This window comes from Mycobacterium sp. ML4 (genome assembly GCF_054515735.1).
In genome coordinates this window covers 1-14,526 of the sequence record NZ_JBTNSY010000032.1, presented here as the reverse complement: position 1 = coordinate 14,526, position 14,526 = coordinate 1, and the positions used below count along the sequence as shown (strand labels likewise).

Sequence of the window (14,526 nt, the reverse complement as noted above, 5' to 3'; positions counted from 1 at the left end):
GCGCCCAGGTGGCGGCAGACTACGTGGAGCAGCTAACTTCCGCGAGACCATTCGACTGTTCTGGTCCCGATATCGCTGACCAGTTCAGCCAGATTGCTGTTGAGGTAGAAGTGGTCTCCAGGAAACACCCGCAGCGCGAATTCCGATGTCGTTCGATCGACCCACGTCGCCATGTCCTCCTGGCTTGCTATCCAGTCTTTGTCGCCGATGAAGGCGTAGATGGGACATGCCAGCTTCGTCTCCGGCGGACTGTCGTAACCGGCGATGACGCGCGCCGCACGTAACGTGGGTAGCACGCCCACTAGAAATTCTTCGTCGTTGAAGAAATCTGGATTCATGCCGGTCATCTGCGATACGAAGTCCACCATTTCGACGTCGGACATGCCCCTGACTTGTTTGTACTTGAAATGCCCCGGGGCCGAACAGGCTGACACAAAACAGGCGATTACCCGGTAGCCGGCCGATTGGAACCGCACGGCGACTTCGAATGCCAACATTGCGCCCATGCTGTGCCCGAAAAATGCCACCGGAATGTCCGGGCGGGCCGCCGGCTTCATCAGCGCGAAAATCTCGTCGGCGAGGGCGGCAATGCTGGACAGTGATGGCAGGCCGGCTCCGTCCCGATGGCCGGGATACTGCACGGCGATACACGTTACGGTGCCGGAAAACTCGCGGGAAAACGGGACGTAATCTTTGGCAGTCCCTCCGGCGTGCGGGAATATATACAGCGTCGGCTTATCAACGTTCTCCTCGTTGTTGCTGTTTGCCGAACTCCCGTGCACCGCGCCAGCATAGCGTGAGTCCGAAAACGCGCTGTTCGACGCCCGATCGACGCCCCCGTCGACACCGAGCCCCGTCAGGGCGTACCCGGCTCTGGCTGCCGGTGGTCCATGCGCTGCCGCACGCAGTGCCGGGAGCAGGGCCGCGGCGATAGTCTGGTGGCACACCAGGTGGGTAAGGGACCGTCTGCGGCGTCCAGGTTGTAGGTACACGAACAACTGAAAATAGAGGCCGACACACCGGTGCCATCACCGCTGTCACAGACGTAACACCAGGCACACTGGTAACAACTAATGACGCCAGGAGGGTATGGCCGTGTACCGAGTCTTTGAAGCGCTGGACGAGTTGAGCGCCATTGTCGAAGAGGCCCGCGGCGTGCCGATGACGGCAGGCTGCGTTGTACCCCGCGGCGATGTGCTGGAACTGATCGACGACATCAAAGACGCGATCCCCGGCGAACTCGACGATGCGCAGGACGTCCTGGACGCGCGCGATTCGATGCTGCACGACGCCAAGACACACGCCGACTCGATGGTGTCCGCCGCGACCACCGAGTCCGAGTCGATGATCAACCATGCCCGCGCCGAGGCCGACCGGCTGCTTTCCGACGCGAAGGCACAAGCCGACCGAATGGTCAGCGAGGCGCGCCAACATAGCGAGCGGATGGTCGGGGAGGCTCGCGAGGAGGCGATGCGGATCGCGGCTTCAGCGAAGCGCGAGTACGAGGCCAGCGTCAGCCGCGCCAAGACCGAGTGCGACCGGCTGATCGAGAACGGCAACATCTCATACGAGAAGGCCGTGCAAGAGGGCATCAAGGAACAGCAGCGGCTGGTGTCGCAGAACGAGGTGGTCCAGGCGGCTCATGCCGAGTCCACTCGACTCATCGACACCGCCCACGCCGAGGCCGACCGGTTGCGGGGTGAATGCGACATCTATGTCGATAACAAACTTGCCGAGTTCGAAGAGTTCCTCAACGGCACGCTCCGGTCGGTGGGGCGGGGTCGTCACCAGCTTCGCACCGCTGCCGGCACGCACGACTACGTAACGCGGTAGCCGGCGGGCGCTCCGCTCGCGGCAGTGGAACTTTGCGCTGCGCGCCGTAGGATTCCCGTATGGCACGGCAGCACGGCCACACGGCGCAGCGGCGCGCCCGGACGCCGTTAACCATCGACATTGCCCGGCTCGGAAGACGTCCGGGATCCATGTTCGCGGTGCACGACACCGTGGACAGTCCTTCGCGCATCGGTGTGGAGCTGATCGCCATCCAGCCCGGGGCGGCGTTGCAGCTGGATCTGCGAGTCGAATCGGTGTCGGAAGGCGTGCTCGTGACCGGCGCGGTGGAGGCGCCGACGGCCGGCGAATGCTGCCGCTGTCTGTCGCCGATCGAGGGGCACGTGCGGGTGGGGCTCACCGAATTATTCGCCTATCCGGACAGTGCGACCGAGGCCACCACCGAGGAAGACGAAGTGGGGCACGTCGTCGACCAGACCATCGACCTGGAGCAGCCGATCATCGATGCCGTCGGGCTGGAGTTGCCGTTCTCGCCGGTGTGCTTGCCGGATTGCCCGGGACTGTGCCCGCAGTGCGGCGTGTCGCTGGCTGCCGAACCCGGCCACCAGCATGAACAGATCGACCCCAGATGGGCCAAGCTGGCCGCGATGCTGCCTGGCCAGGATGACGTTGACACCCGCCGGCGAGGTGAGCGGTGACCCCGTCGCGACAGACACTGCTTGATGCGCTCGGCGTCGATCTGCCCGATGACCTGCTTTCACTTGCTTTGACACATCGGAGCTACGCCTACGAGAACGGCGGGCTGCCCACCAACGAGCGGCTGGAGTTCCTCGGGGACGCGGTATTGGGACTGACCATCACCGACGCCCTTTACCACCGTCACCCCGACCGTTCCGAAGGTGACCTGGCCAAGTTGCGGGCCAGCATCGTCAATACACACGCGCTGGCCGACGTCGCGCGCGACCTCACCGAGGAGGGGCTGGGAGCCCACGTGCTGCTGGGGCGTGGCGAAGCCAACACCGGAGGGGCCGACAAGTCCAGCATTCTGGCAGACGGAATGGAATCCCTGCTGGGGGCGATCTACCTGCAGCACGGTATCGAGGTGGCGCGCGCGACGATCCTGCGGTTGTTCGGCCCGCTGCTGGACGCCGCGCCCACGCTGGGGGCCGGCCTGGACTGGAAGACCAGCCTGCAGGAGCTGACCGCGGCGCGAGCGCTGGGTCCGCCGTCCTACCTGTTGACCTCCACCGGGCCCGACCACGACAAAGAGTTCACCGCGGTGGTTGTGGTGATGGAGACCGAGTACGGGACGGGTGTCGGGCGCTCCAAGAAGGAGGCCGAGCAGCAGGCCGCCTCGGCCGCGTACAAAGCGCTCGAGGCCCTGGAAGCTGTCGACACTGCGGGCTAGTGGTGCGCGGGACCCGACGCTTTCACCCGTCCCAGCAGGCGTGGGGGACCACCGGCGCGCGGCGTCGCCGCGCTTGCGATCATCACTAGATGCCTGAGCTACCCGAGGTCGAGGTGGTGCGGCGCGGTCTTGCGGCCCACGTCGTGGGCAAGACGATCACCGGGGTCCGGGTTCACCACCCCCGCGCCGTGCGGCGGCACGAAGCCGGTCCCGCAGACCTGACCGCCCGCCTGCTCGAAGCCCGCATCACTGGCACCGATCGGCGCGGCAAATACCTGTGGCTGACCCTCGAAACAGAGGGGGGCGAGTCTGACACCGCGCTCGTCGTGCACCTGGGCATGAGCGGGCAGATGTTGCTGGGGGCGGTGCCGCGGGCCGACCACGTCCGGATTTCGGCGTTGCTCGACGACGGAACCGTCCTGAGTTTCGCAGACCAGCGGACATTCGGCGGATGGATGCTTGCCGACCTGGTGACGGTGGACGGCAGCGTGGTGCCTGACCCGGTGGCGCACTTGGCCCGTGATCCGCTGGATCCCCGATTCGACGCCGGCGCGGTGGTTGACGTGTTGCGGCGCAAATACTCCGAGATCAAGCGCCAGCTGCTGGACCAGCAGGTGGTGTCCGGGATCGGAAACATCTACGCCGATGAGGCGTTGTGGCGGGCCAAGGTCAACGGCGCGCGGATCGCTGTCACCCTGTCCCGCCGCCGGCTGTTGGCCATCTTGGATGCGGCGGGCGAAGTGATGCGCGAGGCGCTGGCCAAGGGCGGTACGTCGTTCGATTCGCTCTATGTCAACGTCAACGGGCAATCGGGTTACTTCGACCGTTCGCTGGACGCCTACGGCCGCGATGGCGAGAACTGCCGACGTTGTGGCGCGGTCATGCGGCGGGAGAAGTTCATGAACCGCTCGTCGTTCTACTGCCCGCGCTGCCAGCCGAAGCCGCGGCGTTGACGGTGAGGCCCCGCGGGGCGAGGGCCCGCGTTTGTACACGGACACGCCGCGAAGGCTGGCATTTTGCGGACGCTCGTGGATCGCTGCCGGTGGGCACGCAGTAGAAAGGGAGCCATGACGGAACTGTGGGTGCAGCGAACCGGCACGCGCCGGTACACCGGGCACAGCTCGCGGGGAGCGCAGGTACTGATTGGCAGCGAAGACGTCGACGGTGTTTTCACCCCCGGTGAGTTGATGAAGATCGCGCTCGCCGCATGTAGCGGGATGTCCAGCGACCAGCCGCTGGCCCGCCGCCTCGGGGACGACTACCGGGCGGTGGTCCGGGTGTCCGGTGCCGCCGACCGGGACAACGAGGTCTACCCCCTTCTCGAAGAGAAGCTCGAACTAGACCTCTCCGGCCTGACTCAGCAGGACAAGGAGCGTCTGCTGGTGGTCGTCAACCGGGCCATCGACGCAGTCTGCACCGTCGGGCGCACTTTGAAGGCCGGTACCCGCGTCACCTTCGAGGTGGTCGATGTCGAATCCTGAGGTCCGGCTCACCGCCTGGGTGCACGGGCATGTCCAGGGGGTCGGCTTCCGCTGGTGGACCCGCTGTCGGGCCCTTGAGCAGGGCCTGACCGGCTATGCCGCCAACGAGGCTGACGGCCGGGTACTGGTGGTTGCCAACGGGCCGCGCGAGGGCGGCGAACGGCTCCTCGAACTGCTGCGGGGCGACAGCGCGCCGGGGCGCGTGGACAAGGTTGTCGCTGACTGGTCGGAGCCGACGGAGCACTTCAGCGGATTCGTCGAGCGGTAGCAGACCGCTGTCGCCGGGCAAACAGAGTGCCGTCCAGGAGAGAGACTGAAGTGGCAGTTGTGGCCACTGCGACGCCAGTCGTCGATCCCGGCGATAAAGATCACCGAAACTGCCGCCTGGGCGGTCGCGTGCGGCGAGGGACCGTGCAGTCCGAGCGGTAATCTGGCCCCTCGTGTACCTCAAGAGTCTGACGCTGAAGGGCTTCAAGTCCTTCGCCGCGCCAACGACTCTGCGTTTCGAGCCGGGCATCACCGCCGTCGTCGGGCCTAACGGATCTGGCAAGTCCAACGTGGTCGACGCGCTGGCCTGGGTGATGGGCGAGCAGGGGGCCAAAACACTGCGCGGCGGAAAGATGGAAGACGTCATCTTCGCCGGCACGTCCTCGCGTGCGCCACTGGGCCGGGCCGAGGTCACCGTCACCATCGATAACACCGACAACGCGCTGCCGATCGACTACTCCGAGGTCTCCATCACCCGCCGGATGTTCCGCGACGGTGCCAGCGAATACGAAATCAACGGCAGCAGCTGCCGTTTGATGGACGTACAAGAGCTGTTGAGCGACTCTGGCATCGGACGTGAGATGCATGTGATCGTCGGCCAGGGCAAGTTGGACGAAATCCTGCAATCCCGTCCCGAGGACCGTCGCGCGTTCATCGAAGAAGCCGCGGGCGTGCTCAAGCACCGCAAGCGCAAGGAGAAGGCGCTGCGCAAGCTCGACGCGATGGCGGCGAACCTGGCCCGGCTCACCGACCTCTCTACCGAGCTGCGCCGCCAACTCAAGCCGCTTGGCCGCCAGGCCGAGGTGGCTCGAAGAGCCCAGACCATTCAGGCCGATCTGCGCGATGCCCGGCTGCGACTGGCGGCCGACGATCTGGTCCACCGGCGCTCCGAGCGGCAGGCGATCTTCGACACCGAGAACACCATGCGGCGAGAACACGACGAAGTCGCCGCTCGGCTGTCGGTGGCAGCTGAGGAACTGGCCGCCCACGAGGAATCGCTGAACGATCTGTCGCAGCGCGCCGAAGCCATGCAGCAGACCTGGTTTCGGCTTTCGGCCCTGGCCGAGCGTGTCGGCGCAACCGTCCGCATCGCCAGCGAACGCGCCCACCATCTCGATCTGGAGCCGACCCGGACCAGCGATACCGACCCTGACGCGCTGGAGGCCGAGGCCGAGCAGGTGGCCCAGTTCGAGGAGCAGCTGCTGGCCGAACTCGCCGAAGCGCGCACCCGGCTCGACGCCGCGCGCGCCGAACTGGCCGAACGGGAGCGCCGCGCCGTCGAAGCCGACAAGGCGCATATGGCGGCGGTGCGCGCCGAAGCCGACCGGCGCGAAGGCCTGGCCCGATTGGCCGGGCAGGTGGAGACGATGCGGGCCCGCGTCGAATCGATCGACGACAGCGTTGCGCGATTGTCGGAGCGAATCGAGCACGCCGCCGCGCGGGCACACCAGACCCGTGCCGAGTTCGAAAGCGTTCAGGGCCGGGTCGGCGAACTGGACCATGGCGAAGTCGGTCTGGACGAGCATCACGAGCGGACGATGGCCGCGTTGCGGCTGACCGACGACCGGGTCACCGAGTTGCAGGCCGCCGAACGCGCCGCCGAACGCCAAGTGGCTTCGCTGCGGGCCCGCATCGACGCGCTGTCGGTCAGCCTGGAACGTAAAGACGGCACCGCGTGGTTGGCCCGGAACCACAATGCCGCAGGTCTTTTCGGCTCGGTCGCCGAGCTTGTCAAGGTTCGCTCCGGATACGAGGCGGCGCTGGCCGCGGTGCTGGGGTCGGCCGCCGACGGGCTGGCAGTCGACGGGCTGGGCGCAGCCCGGACCGCGGTCGCCGCGCTGAAGCAGGCCGACGGCGGGCGCGCGGCGCTGGTGCTCGGCGACTGGCCGGTCGAGGCGCCCGCGCTGACAGCCGACCTGCCCCGCGGGGGGATGTGGGCGCTGGACCTGATCGAGGCGCCGCCGCGATTGCGGGGCGCGATGATGGCCATGCTGTCGGGTGTTGCGGTGGTCGACGATCTTGGCGAAGCACTGGATCTGGTTGCCCGTCGACCCGAGCTGCGCGCGGTGACGCTCGACGGTGACCTGGTGGGTGCCGGCTGGGTGAGCGGCGGGTCTGACCGCAAAGTCTCGACCTTGGAGATCGCCTCGGAGATCGAGAAGGCACGCAACGAGCTGGCCGCCGCGGAGTCGCAGGTGGCGCAGCTCAATGCCGCGTTGTCGGGTGCGCTGACCGAGCAGGGGGCCCGGCAGGACGCCGCCGAGCAGGCCTTGGCCGCACTCAACGAATCCGACACCGCGATCTCGGCGATCTATGAACAGCTCGGCCGGTTGGGGCAGGAGGCCCGGACGGCCGAGGACGAGTGGAACAGGCTGCTGGCCCAGCGTGAGGAGCTGGAAGCCGGGCGTGCTCGGACCCTGCAGGAGGTTGTCGAACTCGAGACCCGACTGCGCAACGCCCAGCAGACCGAACACGTGGACGCGGCCGAACCCGCGAATCGGCAGGAGATTGCCGCCGCCGCTGACGAAGCCCGCAGTGTCGAGGTGGAGGCGCGCTTGACCGTGCGCACCGCCGAGGAGCGCGCCAATGCCGTTCGTGGGCGCGCTGATTCGCTGCGGCGCGCCGCGGCGGCCGAGCGCGAGGCGCGGATCCGGGCCGAACAAGCCGCGGATGCCCGGCTGCGTGCGGCGGCAGTGGCTGCGGCGGTGGCCGAGTCGGGGCGGCTGCTGGCCTGGCGGCTCAACCGGGTGGTGGACGCGGCGTCGCAACTGCGTGACGAGCTGGTCGCCGAGCGGCAGCAACGCTCGGCGGCGCTGGCAGCGGTGCGCGAAGAAACAAGTCAGTTGAGCACCCGGGTGGCTGCTCTCACCGATGCGCTGCACCGCGACGAGGTGGCCAACGCGCAAGCGGCGCTGCGGATCGAGCAGCTCGAGCAGATGATCCTCGAGCAGTTCGGGATGGCGCCGGCCGACCTTGTCGCCGAGTACGGGCCGGAAGTCCCGTTGCCGCCGAGCGATCTCGAGGTGGCAGAGTTCGAACAGGCCCGCGAGCGCGGTGAGCAGGTGGTGGCCCCGGCGCCCCTGCCGTTCGACCGCGCCACTCAGGAGCGCCGGGCCAAGCGCGCCGAACGCGAGCTGAACGAGCTGGGCAGGGTCAACCCGCTGGCCCTCGAGGAGTTCGCTGCGCTGGAGGAGCGCTACAACTTCCTGTCCACCCAGCTCGAAGACGTCAAGGCGGCCCGCAAGGATCTGCTCGACGTCGTCGCCGACGTCGACGCGCGGATACTGCAGGTGTTCAGCGAGGCGTTCGTGGACGTCGAACGAGAATTCCAGACCGTGTTCACCGCACTGTTCCCCGGCGGAGAAGGCCGCCTGCGGCTGACCCAGCCCGACGACATGCTCACCACCGGGATCGAGGTCGAGGCGCGTCCGCCGGGCAAGAAGGTCACGCGGTTGTCATTGCTGTCCGGCGGCGAAAAGGCCCTGACGGCAGTGGCGATGCTGGTCGCCATCTTCCGCGCCCGCCCGTCGCCGTTCTACATCATGGACGAGGTGGAGGCCGCGCTCGACGACACCAACCTGCGGCGGCTGATCGGGCTGTTCGAGATGCTGCGGGAAAGTTCGCAGCTGATCATCATCACCCACCAGAAGCCCACCATGGAGGTGGCCGACGCGCTCTACGGCGTGACGATGCAGGGCGACGGGATCACCGCCGTCATCTCGCAGCGAATCCGTGGGCAGCAGGTCGACCGGTTGGTGGCCAACTCCTCGTAGGTTGCCCGTAGCGTGGGGTTCGGCCCTTCAGCCCGTTCAGCACAGGTAACCCCCCGAACATCTGGGAAGGATCTATCAGCGTGTCGCAAGGTCTATGGATCGCCATCGCGGTCATCGCCGCCCTGGTCGTCATCGCCGCGCTGGTCTTCGGCCTGGTGCGCTACCGCAAGCGCCGGATACGTCTGGCTCCCAAAGCCGCGCCCGAAGCGATCGACCGCTCCGGCGGATACACCGCGTCGTCCGGCATCACGTTCAGCCAGACACCGACCGTGCAGCCACCGGAACGCATCGACACCACCGGGCTCCCCGCCGTCGGCGATGACGCCACCATTCCGCGCGACGCGCCCAAGCGCCCCATCTCCGAGGTTCACCTTCCCGAATTAGAGCCCGAACCAGAGCCAGAACCAGAGCCCGAACCAGAGCCAGAACCAGAGCCCGAGCCCGCAGCACCGCACATCGAAGTCATCGAGCCCCCGGAGGGGCGCTTAGAGCGGTTGCGCGGGCGGCTGGCCCGGACACAGAACGCGCTCGGCCGCAGCATGCTGGGCCTGCTCGGCGGCGGCGACCTGGACGAAGACTCCTGGCAGGACGTCGAGGACACCCTGTTGGTCGCCGACCTGGGGCCGGTGGTCACCGCGGCGGTGGTGTCGCAACTGCGCAGCCGGCTGGCCAGCAGCAACGTCCGCACCGAAGCAGACGCCCGGGCGGTGTTGCGCGACGTCCTGATCAAAGAGCTGCATCCCGAGATGGACCGGTCGATCCGGGCACTGCCGCACGCCGATCACCCCTCCGTGCTGCTCGTCGTCGGCGTCAACGGCACCGGCAAGACCACTACCGTCGGCAAGCTGGCGCGGGTCCTGGTGGCCGACGGACGCCGCGTGGTGCTCGGCGCCGCCGATACGTTCCGCGCCGCGGCGGCCGACCAGCTGGAGACCTGGGGATCGCGGGTCGGCGCGGAAGTGGTGCGCGGAGCCGAAGGCGCCGACCCCGCGTCGGTGGCGTTCGATGCCGTCGACAAAGGCATCCAGGCCGGCGCCGACGTCGTCCTCATCGACACCGCCGGACGCCTGCACACCAAGGTCGGTTTGATGGACGAACTGGGCAAGGTTAAACGGGTGGTCACCCGCCGGGCGGCGGTCGACGAGGTGCTGCTGGTCCTGGACGCCACCATCGGGCAGAACGGCCTGGCTCAGGCCAAGGTATTCGCCGACGTGGTCGACATCACCGGCGCGGTGCTGACCAAACTGGACGGAACGGCCAAGGGCGGCATCGTTTTCCGCGTCCAGCAGGAACTCGGGGTGCCGGTGAAGCTGGTCGGGCTCGGTGAGGGAGCCGATGACCTGGCCCCGTTCGAGCCGGCGGCCTTCGTCGACGCCCTGCTCGGCTGAAAGCTCTTACACAGCCACTTTTACGTTAATCCCCACGAAACACCGCTGCCCCATTTGCGCAACAACTTATGCGCAAGGTTCTGGATCAGGTCGCCAGTCATCATTCTGGGGCCCTCCCAACGCTGACTGGAGGTGATAGCGAGTGAGTTTCCCGATGATGGGCCAGCCCAATACCGGCGATACGGCCTGGATGCTGGCGAGTTCGGCACTCGTGCTGCTGATGACGCCGGGGCTGGCGTTCTTCTACGGCGGCATGGTTCGTGCCAAGAGCGTGCTCAACATGATCATGATGAGCATCAGTGCCATGGGCGTCGTGACGGTGCTGTGGGTGCTCTATGGCTACTCGATGGCATTCGGCACCGACACCGGCAACGTTGTCGGCAGCCCGACCGAATACTGGGGCCTGAAGGGCCTCATCGGCGGCAATTCGGTCGCGGCCGATGCCGCCAAGGGCGTCGCGGCGACAGATATCCCGCTGGCAGGCACCTTGCCCGCCACCGTATTCGTCGCATTCCAGCTGATGTTCGCGATCATCACGGTCGCCCTGATCTCTGGTGCGGTCGCCGACCGGCTCAAGTTCAGCGCCTGGCTGGTGTTCTCCGGTCTGTGGGCCACGTTGGTGTACTTCCCGGTTGCGCACTGGGTGTTCGCGTTCGACGGGTTCGCCGCCGAGAAGGGCGGTTGGATCGCGAACAAGCTGCACGCGATCGACTTCGCCGGCGGAACCGCGGTGCACATCAACGCCGGTGTTGCCGGCCTGATGCTGGCGCTCGTGCTGGGCAAGCGCAAGGGCTGGCCCACGACACTGTTCCGGCCGCACAACCTGCCATTCGTGATGCTCGGCGCCGGATTGCTGTGGTTCGGGTGGTACGGCTTCAATGCGGGGTCGGCGACCAGCGCGAACGGCGCCGCTGGGTCAACGTTCATGGCCACCACGATCGCCACTGCCGCGGCGATGCTCGCCTGGCTGCTTACCGAGCGCATCCGGGACGGCAAGGCCACCACGCTGGGTGCCGCCTCGGGTATCGTCGCCGGACTGGTCGCGATCACGCCCTCCTGCTCGTCGGTGAACGCGTTGGGCGCACTGGTCGTCGGTGTGGTCGCCGGCGTGCTGTGCGCACTGGCCGTGGGGCTGAAGTTCAAGCTCGGCTTCGACGACTCGCTCGACGTGGTCGGCGTGCACCTGGTCGGCGGTCTGGCCGGCACCCTGCTGGTCGGCCTGGTGGCCGCACCCGAGAGCGTCGCGATCAACGGCGTCGCCGGTGTGTCCAAGGGGTTGTTCTACGGCGGTGGGTTTGACCAGCTCGAACGCCAGGCGGTGGGCGCGTTCAGCGTCCTGGCCTACTCCGGGATCGTCACTCTTGTCCTGGCGCTTATCCTGAAGTACACCATTGGGCTGCGGCTGGGAGCAGAGCAGGAAGCGGCGGGCATCGATGAGTCGGAGCACGCTGAGAGCGGCTACGATTTCGCGGTGGCCAGCGGTTCGGTTCTTCCCCGCGCCAGCCTGCCGGACACCCCGAACGGCCTGCAGGCGCGAGTGGCCGAGAAAGTTGAGGCGGAATAGAAATGAAGCTGATCACCGCGATCGTCAAGCCGTTCACCCTCGACGACGTCAAGACCAGCCTGGAGGACGCCGGCGTCCTGGGTATGACGGTCAGCGAGATCCAGGGATACGGGCGGCAGAAGGGCCACACCGAGGTCTACCGGGGCGCTGAGTACTCCGTCGACTTCGTGCCCAAGGTCCGGATCGAAGTCGTTGTCGACGACTCCATTGTCGACAAGGTCGTGGACAGCATCGTCCGGGCGGCACGAACGGGCAAGATCGGCGACGGCAAGGTGTGGGTCAGCCCCGTGGACACCATCGTGCGGGTGCGCACCGGTGAGCGCGGGTCCGACGCCCTGTAGCCGCACGTTGTCCGACAAAAGCAGACGGGCCGGCCGGGTGTGACACCGAACCGGCCGGACCCCCCGCAATCGGACGCACCGCAAGCAGGAAGCGCCGCCGCGGCAGTCGATCTGGCTGCCGCGCGGCGCGCACTGCTGTCTGACGGACTTTGCGGCATGAAACCGGCCGAGATGCGGCAGGCGGTGCTCGATCTGCACGAAAGCTGGCTCGTTGCAAAGGCTTCCGAAATCGGCATCAATCACGAGAGCGGCTTCGCGATCGTGGCGGTCGGTGGTCTCGGTCGGCGGGAGTTGCTGCCGTATTCAGACCTCGACCTGGTGCTGGTGCACGACGGCAAGCCACCCGAAGTGCTGGGCCCGATCGCGGACAAGCTGTGGTATCCGTTGTGGGACGCCAATATTCGGCTCGATCACAGCGTGCGTACCGTCAGTGAGGCGCTGAACACGGCCAGCGCCGACTTGACCGCCGCGCTGGGCTTGCTGGAAGCGCGGCACATCGCCGGAGCCGAAGCCTTGTCGACCGAACTGATCGACGGGATAAAGCGGCAATGGCGTAGCGGAATTCGTTCTCGCATGGACGAACTCGTCGAGATGACACATGCCCGCTGGCTGCGGCTGGGCCGCATCGCACATCGCGCGGAGCCCGACCTCAAGTCGGGCCGCGGCGGGCTGCGCGATGTTCAGTTGCTCAACGCCCTGGCCCTGGCGCAACTCATCGACCGCCACGGCATGGCCCGTCCGGACACCGCGGTCGGTTCGCTCGACGATGCGTACCTGACGTTGCTCGATGTGCGTACGGAACTGCACGTGGTCTCCGGTCGCGGCCGTGACCAGTTGCTGGCCCAGTTCGCCGACGAGATCAGCGAAAAGCTCGGCGTCGGTGACCGATTCGACTTGGCGCGGATGCTGTCCAGCGCCGGGCGCACCATCAGCTTCCATGCCGTCACGGGACTGCGCACCGCCGCCAATGCGCTGCCCAAACGGGGCCTTACCGCCTTGATGCGACGGCCCAAGCGGCGACCGCTGGATGAGGGCGTTGTCGAGTACGCCGGCGAGATCGTGCTCGCCCGCGAAGCCCACCCGGAAAGCGACCCCGGGCTGGTGCTGCGGGTGGCTGCCGCGTCGGCTGACACCGGCGTCCCGATCGGCGCCGCCACCCTGAGCCGTCTGGACAGCGCGCCGCCGCTACCGACCCCGTGGCCGCGCGAGGCCCTGGATGACCTCCTCGTGGTGCTACTGGCCGGCCCCACCGCGGTGCCGACCATCGAGGCTTTGGACCGGACCGGGCTGTGGGGCCAGTTGCTGCCCGAGTGGGACGCGATCCGCGACCTACCGCCGCGCGACGTCTCACATAAGTGGACGGTGGACCGTCACGTCGTCGAGTGCGCCGTGCACGCGGCGCCACTGACCACCAACGTGGCCCGGCCGGACCTGCTCGCCCTGGGCGCCTTACTGCACGACATCGGCAAAGGCCGGGGAATGGACCATTGCGTGCTCGGGGCCGATCTGGTGATCCCGATCGCGCAGCGGCTCGGGCTGGCGCCCGCCGACGTGGACACGATCTCCAAGATGGTTCGTCATCACCTGCTGCTTCCCATCACCGCCACCCGAAGTGACCTGAATGACCCCAAGACCATCGAGGCGGTCTCCGAGGCGCTCGGCGGTGACCCGCAGCTGCTCGAACTCATGCATGCCCTGTCGGAGGCGGACTCCAAGGCCACCGGACCGGGTGTGTGGAGCGACTGGAAGGCGTCGCTCGTCGAGGACCTGGTGCGTCGCTGCCGCTTGGCAATGGCGGGGGAGGCGCTGCCACAAGCCGAACCCACTGCGCCGCACTATCTTTCGCTGGCCGCGCACCAGGGCGTGCACGTTGAGCTGCAACCCGGCGGCACCGAGCGGCTGTGCGCGGTGATGGTGGCGCCCGATCAGCGCGGGCTGGTGTCCAAGGCCGCGGCGGTGCTGGCACTGAACTCGCTGCGGGTCCACTCGGCTTCGGTGAACATCCACGACGGCGTGGTGATCACCGAATTCGTGGTGTCACCGCTGTTCGGTTCGCCGCCTGCCGCGGAACTGCTGCGTCAGCAGTTCGTGGGCGCCCTGCACGGGGATATCGACGTCTGCGCCACGCTCGAGAAGCGCGACAGCGAGGCCGCCATCTCGGCCACCGCCCGGGCCGGCGAGGTCCAGGTAGGGGTGCCGGTCACGCGTTCCACCGCACCGCCGCGCATCCTCTGGCTGGACACCGATACTCCCGGCCAGCTGATCCTGGAGGTTCGCGCCATGGACCGGGTGGGTCTGCTCGCGTTGTTGACCCGGGCGCTGGAGCGTGCCCAGACCGACATCTTGTGGGCCAAGGTCAACACCTTCGGGTCGACGGCGGCCGATGTCTTCTGCGTGGCGGTGCCGCCGGAACTCAACGCGAGGGCCGCGGTGGAGAAACACCTACTGGCCGTGCTGGGCGCGCCTGCGGTCGTTCTCGAGGACGAGCCGGTCGGGGATTAGTGGCGATCGCG

At 67.4% G+C, this 14,526-nt stretch carries 12 protein-coding genes; 11 read left to right on the top strand and 1 reads right to left on the bottom strand.

The annotated features are described in order from the left end of the window. Positions 1-32: 32 nt before the first annotated feature. Positions 33-782: a thioesterase II family protein gene (locus tag ACX9NE_RS26135; protein WP_459364522.1), complete on the bottom strand. Its 750-nt coding sequence runs from the start codon at positions 780-782 to the stop codon at positions 33-35. A 313-nt stretch (positions 783-1,095) separates the two neighbouring features. Between ACX9NE_RS26135 and sepIVA the strand changes: the two genes are divergently transcribed. The 11 genes from sepIVA (at position 1,096) to ACX9NE_RS26080 (ending at position 14,515) form a co-directional block, all read left to right on the top strand. Beyond that, entirely contained in the window at positions 1,096-1,833 is a 738-nt protein-coding gene (gene sepIVA / locus ACX9NE_RS26130; protein WP_459364523.1) for a cell division protein SepIVA, read from the top strand. Positions 1,834-1,892: 59 nt separating this feature from the next. Further along, a complete protein-coding gene (locus ACX9NE_RS26125; protein WP_459364524.1) occupies positions 1,893-2,489 on the top strand; it encodes a YceD family protein in 597 nt (198 codons plus the stop codon). Then, positions 2,486-3,199 (top strand): ribonuclease III, encoded by a 714-nt coding sequence (rnc, locus tag ACX9NE_RS26120; protein WP_459364525.1) that lies wholly within the window; start codon positions 2,486-2,488, stop codon positions 3,197-3,199. Before ACX9NE_RS26125 ends, rnc begins: the two co-directional genes overlap by 4 nt. A gap of 89 nt (positions 3,200-3,288) precedes the next feature. Continuing rightward, entirely contained in the window at positions 3,289-4,152 is an 864-nt protein-coding gene (gene mutM / locus ACX9NE_RS26115; RefSeq protein ID WP_459364526.1) for a DNA-formamidopyrimidine glycosylase, read from the top strand. Positions 4,153-4,266: 114 nt separating this feature from the next. After that, complete coding sequence (locus tag ACX9NE_RS26110; protein WP_459364527.1) at positions 4,267-4,680, top strand: OsmC family protein; 414 nt, start codon at positions 4,267-4,269, stop codon at positions 4,678-4,680. Further along, entirely contained in the window at positions 4,667-4,948 is a 282-nt protein-coding gene (locus ACX9NE_RS26105) for an acylphosphatase (protein ID WP_459364528.1), read from the top strand. Before ACX9NE_RS26110 ends, ACX9NE_RS26105 begins: the two co-directional genes overlap by 14 nt. Before the next feature lie 172 nt (positions 4,949-5,120). After that, complete coding sequence (smc, locus tag ACX9NE_RS26100; RefSeq protein ID WP_459364529.1) at positions 5,121-8,720, top strand: chromosome segregation protein SMC; 3,600 nt, start codon at positions 5,121-5,123, stop codon at positions 8,718-8,720. An 80-nt stretch (positions 8,721-8,800) separates the two neighbouring features. Continuing rightward, positions 8,801-10,108 carry a signal recognition particle-docking protein FtsY gene (gene ftsY / locus ACX9NE_RS26095; protein ID WP_459364530.1) on the top strand — a complete coding sequence of 436 codons (1,308 nt, stop codon included), beginning with the start codon at positions 8,801-8,803 and terminating at the stop codon, positions 10,106-10,108. Positions 10,109-10,262: 154 nt separating this feature from the next. Beyond that, positions 10,263-11,672, top strand: a complete 1,410-nt coding sequence (locus tag ACX9NE_RS26090; RefSeq protein ID WP_459364532.1) for an ammonium transporter — start codon at positions 10,263-10,265, stop codon at positions 11,670-11,672. A gap of 2 nt (positions 11,673-11,674) precedes the next feature. After that, on the top strand, positions 11,675-12,013 hold the full coding sequence (glnB, locus tag ACX9NE_RS26085) for a nitrogen regulatory protein P-II (RefSeq protein WP_055577570.1): 339 nt from the start codon (positions 11,675-11,677) through the stop codon (positions 12,011-12,013). 39 nt (positions 12,014-12,052) lie between these two features. Next, positions 12,053-14,515 carry a [protein-PII] uridylyltransferase gene (locus ACX9NE_RS26080; protein ID WP_459364531.1) on the top strand — a complete coding sequence of 821 codons (2,463 nt, stop codon included), beginning with the start codon at positions 12,053-12,055 and terminating at the stop codon, positions 14,513-14,515. Positions 14,516-14,526 lie beyond the last annotated feature (11 nt).

Excerpts from the sequence above, each read along its gene's own strand:
- ACX9NE_RS26125 (WP_459364524.1), top strand. The coding sequence starts at position 1,893 with ATGGCACGGCAGCACGGCCACACGGCGCAGCGGCGCGCCCGGACGCCG.
- mutM (WP_459364526.1), top strand. The coding sequence starts at position 3,289 with ATGCCTGAGCTACCCGAGGTCGAGGTGGTGCGGCGCGGTCTTGCGGCC.
- ACX9NE_RS26110 (WP_459364527.1), top strand. The coding sequence starts at position 4,267 with ATGACGGAACTGTGGGTGCAGCGAACCGGCACGCGCCGGTACACCGGG.
- ACX9NE_RS26105 (WP_459364528.1), top strand. The coding sequence starts at position 4,667 with ATGTCGAATCCTGAGGTCCGGCTCACCGCCTGGGTGCACGGGCATGTC.
- ACX9NE_RS26090 (WP_459364532.1), top strand. The coding sequence starts at position 10,263 with ATGATGGGCCAGCCCAATACCGGCGATACGGCCTGGATGCTGGCGAGT.
- glnB (WP_055577570.1), top strand. The coding sequence starts at position 11,675 with ATGAAGCTGATCACCGCGATCGTCAAGCCGTTCACCCTCGACGACGTC.